The organism is Maribellus sp. YY47 (assembly GCF_023111095.1).
GTDB lineage: Bacteria > Bacteroidota > Bacteroidia > Bacteroidales > Prolixibacteraceae > Draconibacterium.
On record NZ_JALGYW010000010.1, the window covers coordinates 166,279 to 182,741 of the forward strand.

Consider the following 16,463-nt stretch of genomic DNA (forward strand, 5'->3'; position numbering starts at 1 on the left):
GAAAAATATTGCACCAAAATACAAATTATTGCCTTGCCATAAAATATGTTGCGTGGCAAGGACAGGGTCAGGACAGTTAAATAAAAGGCTTGAACTTAAGGGGGCGGAAATCACCGCGAACCGTAACTAATGATCAGTATTCCCAAAAGTATTCCGAACAGGTAAATTCCTTTTCGCTTGATGTTGTGTTCACGGAAAAGAATGGCTCCCACTGAAAAAGCTACAACTACACCACCGCGGCGCAACGCGGAAACAATGGAAATCATCGAATCGGGGATACTTAGGGCATAGAAATACATGTAATCGGCAAACAACAGGAAAATGGCAATCAGCGGAATGCTCCAGCGCCACTCGAACGGAGGGCGTTCCTGTTTGGGGTTTCGCCAGCGAAACAGGGCGATAGCGGGTAACATGACTACCACCTGGTAAAACGAAAACCACGATTGAACCGCCAAACGGTCGATGCGGCGAAGGATGTATTTGTCGAACAAACCGCTGGCAGCGCCCAAAAGCGTAGCGGCAATGATGCAAAATATCCAAATGTTTCGTTTGAAATTGATTCCCTCGAGTTTTCCTGCCGTAGAAAGCAGGTAAAAGAAAACGAGTGTAATGGCAACACCCATCCATTGAAGAAGGTTGAGGTGTTCCTGAAAAATTAGGATGGCTCCGATCAAGGTCCAGATGGGGCCGGTGGCCCGAATGGGAGAGATGATGGTAATGGGCAGATGTTTCATCGCATGGAACGCAAAAATCCAACTGCCGACCACGATCACCGATTTTATAAAGATGAGCAGATGCTCGTGCGCGTTTACCGGCGGAACGTACATTTGGATGGATTGAAAAAAATCGGGAAAGAAAACCGATCCACCAACAAAAGGGGCAACGGTAACAGCTGCCGTAATGGTGGACAGAAAAAGCACCGGCAAAACCGCGTTCCCGTTTAACGAGAGTTTTTTAAGTACGTCGTACAGGCCCAGTAATACCGCCGAGATTAGTGCAAGCGCAACCCACATGTGTCGAATTTTTGCGCAAAGCTATCGATGTTCCGGCGAACGTATTCCTTCGTTGGCAAAATGAAACCAAAGCTTAATCTTTACATAAGAAGTGAATCGGGTGCACGAGAGATTTTCTTTTTGTGTCAGAATAAAAGAAATAGAAAAAACTCGGCAAACCTCTGTGAAAGACTTCGTGTTCTCTGTGGTTAAAGATCAAGGAAACCACAGAGCACCACAGAGAAAAAAACACAGAGTACCACAGAGATATAGCAGTGAAGGAAATTTGGCATGCCCCCAGTAAGTATGGAGAGTGTTAAGTGCTCAGGATTTCAATGTTTTTAAAGAAGAAGCCGGAACGTATTCTGCTCCGGCTTTCAGCTTTCTCTCAAGTATTTTTTTTTCGCGCTGATTGCGCTGATTCCCGCAAATTATTTTCTGCGTAAATCTGCGTTATCTGCGAGCCGCTAAATTCCGCTTGCGGAATTAAAGTATAAGTCAGACTAATTCGAGAATGAATAACAATAGTGTTTTTACATGTAATTCACATTCACTGGGCTTGTCTGAGCGTGGTTGTTTACTTATTTTATCGGAGATATTTTGATGTTCCTGAAGTAGATATTTGCGTCTCCGTGTTTTCCCTGAAACCCGATGTAGCCTTTGGTGGGGAGTTCCGCAAATGGTTTCGGCAGCCACGAAGGGATGTCTGTTCCGTCAGGATTTTTGGTACCGCTGGTCCAAAGTGCCATGTCCATGTCGGCAGAAACCTGCCCGTTCAGGGTAACCGTGATGTGCTGCCCTTCGCACCGGATGTTCATATGGTTCCATTCTCCGGTCGGCTTCACCGATGAGGAAGTTGGTCCCAGGTGACCAAATATTCCGCCACACATAAAAATGGGTTTTAAGCCTTCGTCGCCAAAATGCTGATCGTCGCTGATTTGTATTTCCACCGAATTGGGAATCCAGTCTTCGCGGTTGGTGCAATATACGATCACCCCGCTGTTTGTTCCTTTTTCATTTTTAAATTCCAGATCGAGCTCAAAGTTTTCATATTCCGCGTTTGTGAATAAAGAAGCGTCTTCTGATGCGGTGAGAACATCTCCCTGGAAAGACCATGCGCCGTTAACATTGAGTGCATTTGAAAGATCGTCGCTGAACAGGGGTTGCCATTTGGGCTGGCAACTGCAGAGCAGGCCCAGCATAAATACTGCTAAAATACTTTTGGTTTGCATACTTCGTCGGTTTAATTATTAGTTGACAGAACTTTACCACGGTCGTGGCTAACCAAATATAAAGGGAATTTACCTATATGGCAAATGAGGTGGCTATTCTTGCCTGAATTCACTTTTACGTTGGTCTTGTTTGCTTTTTACTTGTTTGTGAATGTATGAAACTAATCATTCACTCGATATTCGAATAAAGTGATAGGGGCTTTGCCCCATATCCCACTTCATTTTTTGGCTTTACTATGCAAAATTGTCCGTTCTTTACTTAGGCGATTTGGCAGAGAAGGCTGTTCGATGGGGAAACGTTTTTTAGCAGCAGAGCTCCGCCTACAGGAAAATGCGTTAAAAATCAAAAGGCATGTAGCGTTAAAAAGAAAAGCTGTTTGAATCCCGATGCTAAAATCGGGATGAGTTTCTTTTCTTTTCGCGGAGTGAATTTGATTTTAGCAATTTTCCTGTCAGCGGCGGCTTTTTTGAATACTTTTTCAGCTGAAGGAAAAAGTATTTTCCGTCTGGAAAGACAAATATTATGGTAGGTGTGTCATATTGCTACCGGAAAGGTGAAATCGTAAACGGACTGATAAAATAAAGAGTTTCATTGCAGTACTAAACTTCTGATTTTATTCCGGTCGAGTTTGAAGGATGCATTACGCGGCAGTTCTTCTACAAAGAAAATTTCTTTCGGCAGATGATGTTTGGGCAGGGTTCCTTTCAATTCCTCTAAAATACCTGACTGCGCAGCTGTTTTATCTTTTTTCTCCAGTACCAGTACCAGCCTCGATCCCAGTTTGGCATCGGGAATTCCGATAAAAGCGCCGCTTAAACCGGTTATTTTTGAAAGGAGCGCTTCCAGTTCTTCGGGTACAATCTTAACCCCACCCGAATTGATGAGGTTATCAAAGCGTCCCAGCCATCGGAAAGTGCAGGAATCGATAAACTCAACAAGGTCGTTGGTAACGATTGGATTTTCGAGGTAGTCGGCATGAATCACCAGGCAGCTTCGTTCATCCACCTCAAACTGAGCTCCCGGGATCGCGGTAAAAAACTTGCTTTTATCCGGACCGTTTACCCTGCGCAAAGCTACGTGCGAAGAGGTTTCTGCCATGCCGTAAGTGGCATAAATGGCGTTGGGAAGCTGACTCAAACTCCTTTCCAGTTCGGTGTTTATTTCGCCGCCGCCAATGATAAGCCGTTCTATTTTTTCGAGTGAATTTCCGGAGTTAAGCAGATTAAAAACCTGCAGGGGAACCAGGGCGGTGAATCCGATTTTTTCGAACGGACTTAAATCGGGAGTACCCTTCGGATCGGCCAGTAAGAGGTTCATCCCGCTTTCAAAGGCGCGAACGATCATCATTTTCCCGGCGATGTAGTCAACGGGTAAGCAAAGCAATCCGGTCTGTTCGGATGTGATTCCCAAAATTTCACAGGTTTTTCGGGCCGATGCCGTCATTACTTCTTTGGGAAGATGAAACTCTTTTTTTTGCCCGGTTGTTCCCGAAGATGTTTGAACAATGAAGGGAGCATCGCTGGTCCAGTCGAGGATGAAAGAATAAATCTTCTTTTCCCATTCCTGAATCATGGCGTCTTGCAGCTGAAAATGGCAGTATTGCTCCAGCTCTTCGCCAACCAGCTGCCGACCATCAATTGTTATTTCAATTTCTTCCTTCAAATCAGCTTATTCTTTCAATTCTTCGCTTTACAAACTTTTTACCACAGAAAACACAGAGAAGGCACAGAGGACCACGGTGTTCATTTATTAAATCATTTAAGCATTTCTGCATTTACGCATTTGATCCAACGACGCATAGTATGCTGTAACTCGACCTCATTCCTTCAATCCTTCAGTCCTTCTAACCTCCAATGTTGCTCCGGAGAATAGGAAAGCCGTTCTCCCTGCAAATTTAAAGGCGATTCGATGTTGTTTCCAAACAAGGCCCCGGTACTCAGACCGTGCGGCATATCTTTTTTCAGGGTGTAGGTCCACTGCGCAATGGCGTTTAGTCCGATGTTGGTTTCCAGCGCTGAAGTGATCCACCAACCTATATTTCGCTGGTCAGCTGCTTTGATCCATTCTTCACTGAGCTCAGTTCCTCCCAGTAGTCCCGGTTTCAGAATGATGTATTGTGGCTGGATTTCGTTTAGTAACTGTTCTTTTTTCTCCATCTGAAAAACACCCAAAAGTTCCTCGTCCAATGCAATCGGGATGGGTGTTTCGGCACAGAGCTTTGCCATTTCTTCGGTTTGTTTCTGCCGGATGGGTTGTTCAATGCTGTGAACGGTTAAATCTGACAACCGTTTTAATTTCTCGGGCGCTTCTGCCGGTGAAAAGGCTCCGTTGGCATCCAGCCTGATTTCCAAATCAGTTGCAGGGTATCGTTTGCGAAGTTGAGTCAGTACTTCGAATTCATCCTCAAAGCCGATGGCTCCGATCTTCATTTTCACACAGCTAAAACCCTGTGAAAGCTTTTGATCGATCTGATTTTCCATATCGCGGCGGTCACCCATCCAGATGAGTCCGTTGATACGTATAAAATCTTCACCTCGTGTAAATGCCGATGGGAAAAGCAGTTTTGAACCGTTTGCCTGCAGATCTTTTTGTGCCGTTTCCAGCGCAAATTGGATGGATGGAAACTCCAAAAGGGGAGTGGCAAAATCAAACGTTCCCCGGTTGATTGAATCTACCACTGTTTTCAGTGTCGGCTCAAAATCCTCGCGGTCGTCGATGCTTAATCCGGGAAATAAAGAGCACTCGCCGATCCCTTTTACCTGTGGCTGGTCTTCATCAAACAACAAAATAAACCAGACATTCTTTTGCGTGTAAGTGCCTCGCGAAGTGGTTGCCGGTCGCCGGTAAATAAATTCTTTGTATCTGAGTTCAGCTTTGAGCATTACAACACCATTGCAAGTCCGAAAACGATGGAGAAAAGAAAAGTACTCAGCGACAACTTTTTAAGTTCGCTGTTTAATGCCTGTGGCTCTGAGTTCCCGGCTACAACGGCCAGGTTCCAGAAAAATAGCGGAACGGTAAGCAGGAAAAGCCACTGTATCGCCGAGTTGTAAAAGTGTAACGTATAAATCACACTCAGAATGATAGCTACCACGATCAATGCAAAGTGATAAGCTTTAGCCCTTTTTTGTCCGAGGCGAACCACCAACGTATGTTTTCCACTTTCCGAATCGTTTTCGATATCGCGCATGTTGTTCAGGTTTAAAACCCCCGAACTAAAGAGGCCGATCGTGGAAGCGGGCAATAAAATCCATGCTGAAAACTCGTGTGTGTGCAGGTAGTAAGTTCCCACAACGCCGATCAATCCAAAAAAGATAAATACGAAGAGATCGCCAAAACCGGCGTATCCGTAGGGATTTTTCCCAACGGTATATTTGATGGCGGCAATAATGGAAGCGATCCCAAACACGTAAAACAATATGATTTGCGTGATGTCTTTCAAACCCAGAAAAATCAACAGAGAACCGGAAACCAGCGAAAGAAATGCAAAAACGCCAATGGCTATGCGCATTTCCTTCCGGCTTACTTTACCGGATTGTGTTGCCCGTTGCGGCCCCAGGCGGTTTTCGTTGTCCACCCCATTAACGGTGTCGCCGTAGTCGTTGGCCAGGTTCGATAAAATTTGCAAAAACAGCGTGGTTGACACGGTCAGCACAAAAATAATCCACCTGAATTTATCCTGCGACAAAGCCAGCAAACTCCCCAACACCGAGCACGAAAGCGCCAGCGGGAGGGTTCGCAAACGAAATGCACTGATCCAGACACGTAATTTCACGGGCGTTATGGCATTTTAGGATATTTCGAAAAATCGGGTTTGCGTTTTTCCAGGAATGCTTTTTTCCCTTCCTGCGCTTCTTCGGTCATGTAGTACAACATGGTGGCGTTTCCGGCTAACTCCTGAATTCCGGCCTGACCATCGAGTTCGGCATTCAACCCGGCTTTGATCATGCGAAGTGCCAGCGGACTGTGTTGCATGATGCGTTGTGCCCAGCGAACGGTTTCGTTTTCGAGTTCCTCAAAAGGAACCACTTTGTTAACAAGACCCATTTCAAGCGCTTCCTGTGCCGAATACTGTTCGCAAAGGAACCAGATCTCCCGGGCTTTTTTCTGACCGACCACCCGAGCGAGGTACGACGAGCCAAAACCGGCATCGAAGCTGCCCACTTTTGGCCCGGTTTGCCCGAAAATGGCGTTTTCAGATGCGATCGATAAATCGCAAACCACATGCAGCACGTGGCCGCCACCGATCGCATAACCGTTCACCATGGCAATTACCGGCTTGGGAATGGACCGAATGAGTTTCTGAAGGTCCAGAACGTTCAAACGCGGAACACCGTCTTTCCCGATGTACCCGGCAGTACTTTTTACATTCTGGTCGCCACCGCTGCAAAAAGCTTTGTCGCCTTCGCCGGTGAATACCACTACCGAAATGTCCTGACTTTCGCGGCAAATTACCATGGCTTCACACATTTCACGCGTTGTGTCGGGTGTAAAAGCGTTGCGGTAACGCGGACGGTTAATGGTTATTTTGGCAATGCCTTCCCAGTATTCAAACTTGATTTCTTCAAATTCCCTGATGGTTTCCCAATTTCTTGTTGTCATATCTGTGTAATGTTTTTAGCTGTTATTCTTTCCAATAAGGCGAAAGAAGGCCTCTTTGTTTATATTCTGATCGGTTTTTATTTCAAGCAGGGCTGGCCTTTCTGAGTTTTCAAAGAAGGGTTTTAACTGCTTGCTTAATGATTCCGGATCGTCAGCACAAAAATAGTTCAAATGGAATGCTTCTGCCAATTTTTGCAGCTCCACGGGATGATGTGCGACAAAAAAATCGTTAAAAGCCGCTTGCGACGATGGTCCGGGAATTAATCCAAACAAGCCGCCGCCCTCGTTATTAAAAACAACGATTTTAAGATTACCCGGCAATTCGCGGTTCCAGAGTGCGTTGCTGTCGTACACAAAACTTAGGTCACCCAAAATGGCGAATGTCGTTTGCTTGGTAGTCAATGCAGTTCCTACAGCAGAGGATAAACAACCATCGATGCCAGAAACACCGCGATTGGCATACTGAATATGATTTTTTACTCCCGGTAAAAGTTGCGAATAGCGAATCACGCTACTGTTTCCCAGTTCCAGAATCGTTTCTTCCGGTAGATGGTTTAAAAGGATCTGTAATGCCGCAGGATCGGAAAACGATAAGCCGGAACTGATCTTCACAGCTTCTTCACAGGCATTTTTATAAGAATTCTGCCAGGTTTGTTTGAATTCACTACTAGCTCCGGTTTGTATATTTTCTGCGAGTTGGGCGTAAACATCGGCAGCACTTATTTTGGCAAACTTATTTTGCTGCGTGAAGGTGTCCATTTCAAATAGATCGACGCCAACGCGCCAGGTATTTTTGATCTTCCATTTCCGGATCAGTACTTTCAGCTGTTTGGAAACCACCTGACCACCCGCATAAATCAACAGTTCGGGTGCCGGCAGATTTTCTTTATCGCTGTGCCAGATCATCAACTCCGGCTGATCGATAATGGATTCACCGGAAAGGTTGGATATATTTTCTGCAACGACCACCACCCGTTTGTCGCTGGCCAGTGCGTTAATGGCTTGCTGTAATTTCTTATTTGGAAAATCCTGACCGTGGATCAACAGAATGCTTTCCGCGTTATTCCACTGTTCTTTTAGTTCAGCAGGAATAGGCATCGGTTCTTCTGAATTTTCAAATGCATTGACCAGTGTTTCAGATGGTGCCGGAAATTCTCCGTAAAGCGGTTCGTCAAGCGGAACGTTAATATGAACCGGTCCACCCATCGTTTTGGCCAATTCGATAATTTCAGTAATATCGCGGTGGGTTTGCTGCAATGTTTCAGCCGTGTATTCTTCCGGAAGCGACAGGCTTTTCACAATGAAATTCCGGTACACCTCTTGTTGGCGAATCGTTTGATTGTCCTGCTGGTCGATCCATTTCGAAGGCCGATCGGCAGTGATCACCACCAACGGGATGCGCTGGTAGTAGGCTTCTGCAATGGCCGGACTGTAATTCAAAACCGCAGTTCCTGAAGTTGAGATAATCACTACCGGTTTTTGCAGGTTACGCGCCATCCCCAGCCCCACATACGCTGCGCTTCGTTCATCCACAATGCTGTGGCAGCCTTTGCCAAAAGTGGCAAAAAACGCATTGGTAAGCGGTGCGTTCCGCGAGCCGGGTGAAATAATAATTTGTTCGATTCCGGCTTCTTTGCAAAGCACGCTTAAATCGGTAATATGCTGATGACGCTGGATCATTTACTGAATCTGATGAAGAATTGACAAAAGGGTATCTGCCTTGATCTCGGTTTCTTCCCATTCCTCTTCGGCCACCGAATCGGAAGTAATGCCACCTCCCACGTATAAGGCAAGCTGGTTCTCTAAAACTTTCATGCATCGCAGGTTGACAAAAAGCCGGAGTTCCTTATCGATGCCCACCGGGCCAAGATATCCTGCGTAATATTCGCGGTGGTGCTTTTCCATCGATTTGATGAACTGAAGCGATTTTTTCATCGGCATTCCGCACACGGCAGAAGTCGGATGAAGCGAGTCGATCAGCGAAGGGATCTTTTTGCCCACTTCTTCCATCGGAATGTAAAAGTCGGTACGTAAATGCAGCAACTTTCCTGCACGCTTGGTGTACGGGCCGTTTTTCCGGAATTGCTGAATGTTGTGTCGTTTCAGTACATCTTCGATATATCGCGTTACGTACTCCTGTTCCATTCGCTCTTTGTTGTTCCAGTTGGCGATGTTGCTATTTTCAAGCGAATATGGACGCGTACCCGCCAGTGAAACGGTGTAAAGTTCGTTGTCGAGCGAACAAAGCAAAGGCTCGGGAGTAGCTCCCATCCAGCAATGTCCCTGAATGCGGAACAAATAAACAAAGGCATTGGGATAGGTTGCGCACAAAATGTGAAAGATCTTTTTTAGTTCCGGAAAATATTGGCCGGGATGGATCTTCACGTGCGACAATACCACTTTGTCGTATTCGCCCTCCTGAATGGCGCCGATCGTGCGGTTGAGCAGATCGATGTATTCGTCGTGCGATGTTTCGGCCGGCGGAATGCAATCCATGCCGTTTAATCCGCTTGGCGACAACGCCTCTATTTGGTTGAAAGTTTCTTTATCAAGAATATTACGAATCACATAATCGGGGCGTATCAAATACGATTTTTGCCCGTTGTCCTTGTCAAAAGGCGAAATCAGAAAACCTCCCTTGTCGGGTATTTCCGATAAATTATCCAACTGCTGCAAGTGGTGGTCTTTTTGTACCACCATCGATACGTCCTCTTCACCGGGTAACCGGTAAATGGCAAATGTGAGTTTTTTTTGTAAAGCTGTTTTTAAAGCATCGAAAACTGAATATGCTTTTTTTGTCACCTGCTCCATTAATCCCTCTTCTGTTTTTTTTCGATGATCATATTGGTAACACGCGCCACCGAAATAAGTTTTCCTTCACCGGAGGTAATTTTTACATCCCAAACATGTGTTTTGCTTCCGCGGTGGATGATTTCTGCACGGGCAAGCACAAAACCTCCGCTTACCGATGAAATATGATTTCCGCTCACCTGCATTCCGACCACATTGAATTGAGCCGGATCGACGAGCAGCATCGAGCCGCCGCTGGCAACGGTCTCCGCCAAAGCCAGCGATGCGCCGCCGTGGAGCAAACCTGCCGGTTGCCATTTCTTCTGATCGACCAACATGCGGGCTTCCACAAAATCCTCTCCGTAACTCAGAAACTCAATGTCCAAATGCCCGATGAGGGTATTTTTGCAAAGCTTGTTTATTTCTTCAATCGTCATTTGCAGCTTGTCAAAAATTAATCGTCAAAGATAGCAAAACCCTGAAATTGAAAAACTGAATATTTGCAGGCTTCATGCTTTGTTTCCCTGTTGCCTGTTTTGTCGCTGAAAGTAAAGGGGAATGGATGGTTTGCTGCAGTTAACTGTGCACGGCTACAGTCATTGCGATCCCGAGCACTCGGGAGAAGCAATCTTTTATTCAGGATGATGAGGCTTTGCCTTTAACTTCCTTTCATTTCTTTTTCTTGATAAAAAGAAACGAAACAAAGAAAAATCAAGACAAAATTAACCTTGGCATTTTTTCAAAGTGGTGGCTTAGCCCGACTGACGGAATTTTGTCATGCCCGCAGTTGGTTTTCTGATATAATATTTAACAATCATCTGATGACTTTCGCGACCGTTTCTCCTCCATGAAGGAGGAGTACCCTGATCCGTCATTCGACGATCAGGGGGAGGTGGTGGAGGGTAAATTTTATTTAGAGGGGAGAGCATTCTCTAATTATTCACGAAAAAAAAAAGGAGAATTGTTTTCGGATACCGGCGGTATCAAATGTTTGTAGTTTTAAATATATGGCTGTCATACGACTCCGGCGGGAGTCGAATTTGCTAATTTCATGATTCGGTTACAAACATTTGAATCCTCCGGATTCGGTTGGTTTTTCTTAAATATAGGAACGTTGTTTTTATCGAGAGCCCATTCGCAACCATTTCTCTTCCTTGAAGGAGGAGCACCCTGGTTTGTCAACCGACGGGAAGGAGAGGTGGTGGAAGCTGAATCTGTCATACTTTACCATTGTAGGTAGATTGCTTCTCCCGATTCGTTTGACTCATCGGGATCGCAATGACACGATAGCATATGGGTACAATGCAGCGGACAGGTGAGAATATCCTTTTATTGAAGTTCATCATTGTCCGCTGCCGGCGAATAATACGCGTTGACAGTCATTGCGATCCCGGGCACTCGGGAGAAGCAATCTGTTTATCTTATTTTATCGGGTAGCAGTGTTTGTTTTTCCGTTCTATCGGGTAACTTAGCAGATGTTTCATGAACGGTAATTTTTCACCTTCAAAAAAAGAGTTTTTACACCAACATCAACCTGAAAATATGAAGAACCTGACTTTTTTAGTGCTGATCCTCGTACTGGCATCATGCACGTCCCAAAACTCATCTAAAACACAGTTAAAAACCACACTCACAAAAGCCGAACTTCAGGACAAAATTAAGGGAGGCTGGGCCGGGCAGGTGATTGGTTGCACTTATGGCGGGCCTACCGAGTTTCGTTATCTGGGGAGATTGATCGACGACACGGTTTCTATTCCATGGGATGAGAACCGTTGTTTGTGGTATTACGAAAACGTCCCCGGTTTGTACGACGATGTGTACATGGACCTTACGTTTGTGGATGTGTTTGAAAAGGAAGGGCTCGATGCTCCTGCTGCCTCGCATGCGGAGGCCTTTGCCAATGCTGATTATATGCTGTGGCATGCCAATCAGGCTGCCCGTTACAATATTCTTAACGGAATTATGCCACCCGAGTCGGGTCATTGGTTGAACAATCCGCATTCCGATGATATCGATTTCCAGATTGAGGCCGATTTTGCCGGGTTAATGGCGCCGGGAATGGTGAACACGGCTTCGGAGATCTGCGATAAGATAGGGCACATTATGAATTACGGCGATGGCTGGTACGGTGGTGTGTATGTGGCGGCCATGTATTCGCTCGCATTTGTTTCGGACGATGTGAATTACGTGGTGAACGAAGCTTTAAAAGCAATACCCGAGCAGTCGCAGTTTTACCAATGTATTAACGATGTAATCCAGTGGCACGCGCAGTTTCCCGACGACTGGCACCAAACCTGGAACGAGGTGGAGAAAAAATGGTCGACAGACATTGGCTGCCCCGATGGTGTGTTTCGTCCGTTTAACATCGACGCGAAGATCAATGCGGCTTACATCGTGGTTGGCCTGCTGTACGGTGAAGGCGATTATACAAAAACGCTCGACGTTTCAACGCGCTGCGGACAGGACTCGGATTGTAACCCGGCCAGTGCAGGCGGTATTCTTGGCACGATGATCGGGTATGCCAACATTCCTGACGAATGGAAAAAGGCGCTTGCTCCGGTGGAGGATATGGATTTCAAATACACCACCATGTCGCTAAACGATGTGTATGAAATAGGAACCAAACACGCGTTACAGGTGCTGGCCGAAAACGGCGGAAAAGTAGACGGCGAGAACATTACTGTTGCTTTTCAGGAAATAAAACCGGTACAGCTGGAAACCGGTTTTGAAGGTCATTTCCCGGTATCGCGCGAATGGATAGGGAAACAACTTACCGGCGGCAATACGGAAGTGGAAATTGAATTCAGCGGCAATGGTTTTGCACTGACCGGATCGGCACAAAAAGAGAAAGACCGGGAAGACCAGGTGCTGGAACTGGAAATGCGTATCGACGGGGGAGAAGCCGAAAGCTTTGTGATGCCCACCAATTTCTCGAAACGCCGCCACGAAGTAGCCTGGAAATACCAGCTTCCGGAAGGAAAACATACGGTGTCGATCACGCTGAAAAATCCTGCTGACGACTACCGTGTAGATGTGAACGATCTGATCGTCTATTCTTCAACGCCAGCAGCCGAAACAGGTAAATAATAGAAGGTAACAGTCATTGCGATCCCGAGCACTCGGGAGAAGCAATCCGGCTCAATCCGGCTTCGACGAGGTGTGCGACCCTGACTCGTCAACCGATGGGAAGGGGAGGTGGTTAAAGCTCGGTTTTATTTAGGGGGGAGCATTTTCAAATTTTTCACGAAAAGAAAAGGAGAATTGTTTTCGGATACCGGCGGTATCAAATGTTTATAGTTTTAAATATATGGCTGTCATACGACTCCGGCTGGAGTCGAATTTGCTAGTTTCATGATTCGGCTACAAACATTTGAATCCTCCCGATTCGGTTGGTTTTTCTTAGTCATGTGAATGGAGTTTTATGGAGATGACATTCTTGCTGTTTCATAATTGCCCGCGGCTTGAAGCCCATTCTCGCATTTTCGCATTGGAGAAGAAGGATGGAAGGAATGATGAGATTGAGGGACTGAAGGATTGAAGGACAGAAAGATTGGATAGACAGAGCAGATTGAATTTCCAGTGACCAATGACTATTGACCAATGACTCGCCGCCCGAAGCCCATTCTCGCATTTTCGCATTAAAGCATTTCTGCATTGTTTCTGAAGGATTGATTGTTCAAAGTTCAAACTTCAGAGTTCAGAGAAGAAGGATTGAGAGGATTGAATTAGATTGATACAGATTGACACCTGCTGACTAATGACCAATGCCCAATGACTCGCCGCCCGAAGCCCATTCTCGCATTTTCGCATTAAAGCATTTCGGCATTGGAGAAGAAGGATTGAGAGGATTGAATTAGATTGATATAGATTGCCACCTGCTGACCAATGATCAGTGACTCTTCGCTCCCTGCTCCCTGCTCTCCGCTCTCCGCTCTTCGCTCTGTGCTCTCCGCTCTCCGCTCCCCGCTCCCTGCTCCCCGCTTCTTTTCATCTCATCAAAATTGTTTAGTTCATTTGCATTCGATGTAACTCCCCTGATTTTAATTATACTTGTTTGTGGCTAATCTTCGTCATGGTCGTTTCATAATTTTGCAAAAACAGGAGATATCTTCAGGGCTGAACGTCCCTTTTTTGGGCAAAACAAGTACCTTTGCCCGAAACGAATCAAATACAAAAAACCATTATGAACGAACAGATTCGCGAGATCGCATTACGCTTAAGTGGCTTGCGCGAAGTGCTGGATATCCCGGTGGAAGAAATGGCTGCCACCTGTAATATTTCGGTGGAAGACTACCTGGGGTACGAAAGTGGGAAGACCGATATTCCGATTGGCGTGCTGCAAAATGTGTCGAAAAAATACCGCGTAGGGTTAACGGCTTTGTTGTTTGGCGACGAGCCCAATATGAAATCGTATTTTCTGACCCGGGCGGGGCAGGGGCCGGCCATTGAACGCTCGAAAGCCTATAAATACCAGGCGCTTGCTGCCGGTTTTATAGGGCGAAAAGCCGATCCTTTTATTGTTACCGTCGAACCGGAGGAGGAGGAAAAACCGATGCATTTGAACAGCCATAACGGACAGGAACTGGATTTTGTGCTGGAGGGAAGAATGCTCCTGAGTGTGGGCGGGCACGAGCTGGTGCTGAACGAAGGCGACAGTTTGTATTTCGATGCCACCCAGCCTCATGGAATGAAGGCGCTTGACGGAAAAACAGTGCGGTTTCTCGCCACTATTTTTTAAATAAAAGGATGCTACATGATTGAGAAGTATTTAAAACAGACGACCTTTAAGGATTTTGAAGACTTTAAGGCCAATTATGAACTGATTATCCCCGAAGATTTCAATTTTGCATACGATGTGGTCGACGGATGGGCGGCACAGAACCCGCACAAAAGGGCGCTGCTCTGGACCAACGATCAGGGCGAATGCCGCAGTTTTACCTTTGGCGAACTAAAGGAAATTACCGACTGTACGGCGGGGTATTTTTCGTCGCTCGGAATCGGCAAAGGCGACATGGTAATGGCCATTCTGAAACGCAGGGTGGAGTTCTGGTTTACCATTATTGCGCTGCACAAGATCGGGGCGGTAATTATTCCGGCCACGCACCTGCTCACTAAAAAAGACATGGTTTACCGGACCAACGCGGCTACCATAAAAGCCATTGTTTGCGACGGAGACGAACTCATTCTCGGTCATGTAGACGATGCCATGCCGCAATCGCCCTCGGTGAAACACCGGATTTCAATTGGCCCGATTGTTCCCGAAGGCTGGGACGATTTTCAGCAGGGAATTAAAAAGGCCCAACCTTTTGAACGTCCGGCAGAACCCACCAAAAACAGTGACCCGATTATTGTGAGTTTTACTTCGGGAACCACCGGCGATCCGAAAATGGTGCTGCTCGACAGTGTTTATCCGCTGGCGCACATTGTTACCGCAAAATACTGGCAAAACCTGCACGAAAACAGTATCCACCTTACCATTGCCGACACGGGCTGGCTCAAAGCTGTCTGGGGAAAACTCTATGGTCAGTGGCTGGTGGGAGCGACGGTTTTTGTGTACGACCACGAGAAATTTACACCCTCGGCGATCCTCGAAGTGCTTTCGAAACACCAGGTGACTTCGTTGTGTGCGCCGCCAACCATATTCCGCTTTCTGATCCGCGAAGACCTGAGTCATTACGATTTATCGGCGCTCGAATGGTGCACCATTGCCGGGGAGGCGCTGAATCCTGAGGTGTACAACCGCTTTTTCCAGTTAACGGGCATCAAACTGCGCGAAGGCTACGGACAAAGCGAAACCACGCTGTCGGTGTTTACATCGCCGTGGGTGGAACCCAAACCCGGTTCGATGGGCTTGCCCAATCCGCATTACGAGGTCGAACTGCTTACGCCCGACGGACGTGAGGCAGAAGCCGGCGAGCAGGGGCAGATTGTGATCCGCTACGACAAAAAATACCCGGCCGGGCTGTTTAACGGCTATTACCGGAACCAGCAACTTACCAACGAAGCCATGTTAGAAGGGATTTACTATACCGGCGACCTGGCCTGGAAAGACGAGGACGGCTATTTCTGGTTTGTGGGCCGTGCCGACGATGTGATCAAAAGCTCGGGCTACCGCATCGGGCCGTTTGAAGTAGAAAGCGCCCTGATGACTCACCCTGCCGTGGTGGAATGTGCCATTACCGGTGTTCCCGACGAAATTCGCGGACAGGTGGTAAAAGCTACCGTGGTGCTCGCCAAGGAATACAAGGACCAGGCTGGCGACGCGCTGGCACAGGAACTGCAGGACCATGTAAAACAGGTGACAGCGCCCTACAAATACCCGCGGGTAATTGAATTTGTCGACGAGCTGCCCAAAACCATCAGCGGCAAGATCCGCCGGGTGGAAATCCGCGCACGCGATCATAAATAGAAACGACGGTGTTGTAACACCAACGCAAAATATTCAAAACGACATTTCGGTGGAAACTATCCCTGAAGTGTCGTTTTTGTCTTCAAGCCAGACGGGCTCTTTCTTTTCCAGTCGATGAAAAGAAAGCAAAAATCTTGTCAAAAATAACCTTGGCGTGTTTTCAAAGTTGCGGCTTAGCCCGACTGACGGATTTTTGACCAGCCCGCACAAAAGTTTTCGTAAGCTACATACCTGAGCTGGCCTTTTTTTATCAAGTCTTGAAATCGAAATCCGGGCTTAGAGAGCCCGAGAAGCTCCGAAGATATGAGGAGATCACTCGCGCGAACTTAGTCTGGATGAAGATGAAAGGTGCAGATAAAAAGCAGCCTTGATTTTTCTCCATACTCTTTGGATCAAGCCAAAGAGTATGGCCTCCGGCAGGAAAATAATAAACATTA

The 16,463-nt window shown here is 46.7% G+C and carries 12 protein-coding genes; 3 read left to right on the forward strand and 9 right to left on the reverse strand.

Features of this window, described 5'->3' with window-relative positions; genetic code table 11:
- Positions 1 to 110: 110 nt before the first annotated feature.
- From MR764_RS10335 to MR764_RS10375, 9 genes are all read right to left on the reverse strand, one after another.
- The gene (locus MR764_RS10335; RefSeq protein WP_247979337.1) at positions 111 to 1,013 is read right to left on the reverse strand and encodes an EamA family transporter; all 903 of its coding nucleotides are present in this window, start codon (positions 1,011 to 1,013) and stop codon (positions 111 to 113) included.
- Between the two features lie 560 nt (positions 1,014 to 1,573).
- Positions 1,574 to 2,224, reverse strand: a complete 651-nt coding sequence (locus tag MR764_RS10340) for a DUF1080 domain-containing protein (protein WP_247979338.1) — start codon at positions 2,222 to 2,224, stop codon at positions 1,574 to 1,576.
- Between the two features lie 589 nt (positions 2,225 to 2,813).
- Positions 2,814 to 3,887 (reverse strand): AMP-binding protein, encoded by a 1,074-nt coding sequence (locus tag MR764_RS10345; protein WP_247979339.1) that lies wholly within the window; start codon positions 3,885 to 3,887, stop codon positions 2,814 to 2,816.
- Positions 3,888 to 4,051: 164 nt separating this feature from the next.
- Positions 4,052 to 5,107 (reverse strand): o-succinylbenzoate synthase, encoded by a 1,056-nt coding sequence (locus MR764_RS10350; protein ID WP_247979340.1) that lies wholly within the window; start codon positions 5,105 to 5,107, stop codon positions 4,052 to 4,054.
- On the reverse strand, positions 5,107 to 6,000 hold the full coding sequence (locus MR764_RS10355) for a 1,4-dihydroxy-2-naphthoate polyprenyltransferase (RefSeq protein ID WP_247979341.1): 894 nt from the start codon (positions 5,998 to 6,000) through the stop codon (positions 5,107 to 5,109). The genes MR764_RS10350 and MR764_RS10355 overlap by 1 nt, the downstream gene beginning before the upstream one ends.
- A 5-nt stretch (positions 6,001 to 6,005) precedes the next feature.
- Positions 6,006 to 6,827, reverse strand: a complete 822-nt coding sequence (menB, locus tag MR764_RS10360; RefSeq protein WP_247979342.1) for a 1,4-dihydroxy-2-naphthoyl-CoA synthase — start codon at positions 6,825 to 6,827, stop codon at positions 6,006 to 6,008.
- 15 nt (positions 6,828 to 6,842) lie between these two features.
- Positions 6,843 to 8,507 (reverse strand): 2-succinyl-5-enolpyruvyl-6-hydroxy-3-cyclohexene-1-carboxylic-acid synthase, encoded by a 1,665-nt coding sequence (gene menD, locus MR764_RS10365; RefSeq protein ID WP_247979343.1) that lies wholly within the window; start codon positions 8,505 to 8,507, stop codon positions 6,843 to 6,845.
- A complete protein-coding gene (locus tag MR764_RS10370) occupies positions 8,508 to 9,638 on the reverse strand; it encodes a chorismate-binding protein (protein ID WP_247979344.1) in 1,131 nt (376 codons plus the stop codon).
- Positions 9,638 to 10,054: a PaaI family thioesterase gene (locus tag MR764_RS10375; protein WP_247979345.1), complete on the reverse strand. Its 417-nt coding sequence runs from the start codon at positions 10,052 to 10,054 to the stop codon at positions 9,638 to 9,640. The genes MR764_RS10370 and MR764_RS10375 overlap by 1 nt, the downstream gene beginning before the upstream one ends.
- Before the next feature lie 1,105 nt (positions 10,055 to 11,159).
- Between MR764_RS10375 and MR764_RS10380 the strand changes: the two genes are divergently transcribed.
- From MR764_RS10380 to MR764_RS10390, 3 genes are all read left to right on the forward strand, one after another.
- Entirely contained in the window at positions 11,160 to 12,704 is a 1,545-nt protein-coding gene (locus MR764_RS10380; protein ID WP_247979346.1) for an ADP-ribosylglycohydrolase family protein, read from the forward strand.
- Positions 12,705 to 13,800: 1,096 nt separating this feature from the next.
- The gene (locus MR764_RS10385) at positions 13,801 to 14,355 is read left to right on the forward strand and encodes a cupin domain-containing protein (RefSeq protein WP_247979347.1); all 555 of its coding nucleotides are present in this window, start codon (positions 13,801 to 13,803) and stop codon (positions 14,353 to 14,355) included.
- A 15-nt stretch (positions 14,356 to 14,370) separates the two neighbouring features.
- The gene (locus tag MR764_RS10390) at positions 14,371 to 16,026 is read left to right on the forward strand and encodes an AMP-binding protein (protein WP_247979348.1); all 1,656 of its coding nucleotides are present in this window, start codon (positions 14,371 to 14,373) and stop codon (positions 16,024 to 16,026) included.
- Positions 16,027 to 16,463 lie beyond the last annotated feature (437 nt).

Bases quoted from the DNA above. Each gene is read 5' to 3' on its own strand.
- MR764_RS10335 (WP_247979337.1), bottom strand. From the start codon at position 1,013: ATGTGGGTTGCGCTTGCACTAATCTCGGCGGTATTACTGGGCCTGTAC.
- MR764_RS10340 (WP_247979338.1), bottom strand. From the start codon at position 2,224: ATGCAAACCAAAAGTATTTTAGCAGTATTTATGCTGGGCCTGCTCTGC.
- MR764_RS10350 (WP_247979340.1), bottom strand. From the start codon at position 5,107: ATGCTCAAAGCTGAACTCAGATACAAAGAATTTATTTACCGGCGACCG.
- menB (WP_247979342.1), bottom strand. From the start codon at position 6,827: ATGACAACAAGAAATTGGGAAACCATCAGGGAATTTGAAGAAATCAAG.
- menD (WP_247979343.1), bottom strand. From the start codon at position 8,507: ATGATCCAGCGTCATCAGCATATTACCGATTTAAGCGTGCTTTGCAAA.
- MR764_RS10370 (WP_247979344.1), bottom strand. From the start codon at position 9,638: ATGGAGCAGGTGACAAAAAAAGCATATTCAGTTTTCGATGCTTTAAAA.
- MR764_RS10375 (WP_247979345.1), bottom strand. From the start codon at position 10,054: ATGACGATTGAAGAAATAAACAAGCTTTGCAAAAATACCCTCATCGGG.
- MR764_RS10380 (WP_247979346.1), top strand. From the start codon at position 11,160: ATGAAGAACCTGACTTTTTTAGTGCTGATCCTCGTACTGGCATCATGC.
- MR764_RS10385 (WP_247979347.1), top strand. From the start codon at position 13,801: ATGAACGAACAGATTCGCGAGATCGCATTACGCTTAAGTGGCTTGCGC.
- MR764_RS10390 (WP_247979348.1), top strand. From the start codon at position 14,371: ATGATTGAGAAGTATTTAAAACAGACGACCTTTAAGGATTTTGAAGAC.